This is a genomic window from Streptomyces sp. NPDC006385, from assembly GCF_040612485.1.
In the GTDB taxonomy this organism is placed as follows: Bacteria; Actinomycetota; Actinomycetes; order Streptomycetales; family Streptomycetaceae; genus Streptomyces.
The window spans coordinates 1-1,401 of sequence record NZ_JBEXQG010000181.1; the positions used below are offsets into that span (position 1 = coordinate 1).

The window sequence follows — 1,401 nt, forward strand, 5'->3', positions numbered from 1 at the left end:
GGGACGTGGACGCCGGACTCGTGCATCGCGTGCAGGATCAGCTTGACGCCGATGAAGCCCAGGATGATCGACAGGCCGTAGCTGAGGTGGACCAGCTTCTTCAGCAGGCCGCCGATGAGGAAGTAGAGCTGCCGCAGACCCATCAGGGCGAAGGCGTTGGCGGTGAACACGATGTACGGGTCCTGGGTGAGCCCGTAGATGGCCGGGATGGAGTCGAGCGCGAACAGCACGTCGGTGGAGCCGATCGCGAGCATCACGACCAGCATCGGGGTCATGATCCGCTTGCCGTTCTCGGTGATGAACAGCTTGGTGCCGTGGTACCGGTCGGCGACGCCGAAACGCTTCTCCACCGCCTTGAGCAGCTTGTTCTCCTGGTACTCCTCCTCGTGCTCCTCCTTGCGGGCGTCCTGGATCAGCTTCCAGGCGGTCCAGATCAGGAACGCGCCGAAGAGGTAGAACACCCACGAGAAGGCGGAGATGATCGCCGCGCCGGCCGCGATGAAGCCCGCGCGCAGCACCAGGGCCATGATCACGCCGATCATCAGGACGCGCTGCTGGTACTGCGAGGGCACCGAGAACTTCGCCATGATCAGGACGAAGACGAAGAGGTTGTCGACGCTGAGCGACTTCTCGGTGATGTAGCCGGCGAAGAACTCGCCCGTCGGCCCGCCACCGCCGAAGAAGAACAGACCGCAGCCGAACAGGCAGGCGAGGACGATCCAGACGATCGTCCATGTCCCCGCCTCCCTGATGGAGACGTCGTGAGGTTTGCGACCGATGAAGAAGTCCACGGCGACGAGCGCGCACAGGACCACGATGGTCAGCAGCCAGACGGAAAGGGAGACGTTCACGGGGTTCACTCCTGGTGCAGATGGAACTTTGACAGCGTTGTTGGCCGCCGGTGATTTCTTCCACCCTTGACAGGTGAACAACAGGTCATGCTCTGGCAATCTCCAGGTAACGAACAGGCCACCTGTCGTATGGCGCCCGGTTCCGCCGAACGGCGGCCCCCCGATCGGGGCCGACCGCGGACGGCTCCTCGGAGCCAGTACTTGCACGCGCGCCAAACATGCGATCGCCGGAAATTTCACGCATGCCATATCCTGGACGTCACTCACCTCGGGACGGAGGACACGGCGCCATGACCGCCTCAGACCCCGCGCTCACCGCGCTCGCCCAGGGCTGGTGCGCCCTCTCCCTGCTGCACGGCCGGATCGAGGCGCACATCGAGCGCGCCCTGCAGTCCGGCCACGACCTCAGCGTGCGCGAGTACTCCCTGCTCGACGTCCTCAGCCGCCAGCACAACGGCGAAGGCGGCCACCTCCAGATGAAGCAGGTCGCCGACGCCGTCGTCCTCAGCCAGAGCGCCACCACCCGCCTCGTCACCCGCCTGGAAGACCG

The 1,401-nt window shown here is 65.0% G+C and carries 1 protein-coding gene and 1 pseudogene; one reads left to right on the plus strand and one right to left on the minus strand.

Going from position 1 to position 1,401, the window contains the following annotated elements:
* Positions 1–851 (minus strand): TerC/Alx family metal homeostasis membrane protein (locus tag ABZ078_RS44415; protein ID WP_356584404.1); only part of this gene is annotated, 851 nt, incomplete at its 3' end.
* Between the two features lie 290 nt (positions 852–1,141).
* Here ABZ078_RS44415 and ABZ078_RS44420 point away from each other — a divergent pair.
* Positions 1,142–1,401 (plus strand): annotated as a pseudogene (locus tag ABZ078_RS44420) (MarR family transcriptional regulator); the annotation flags it as partial.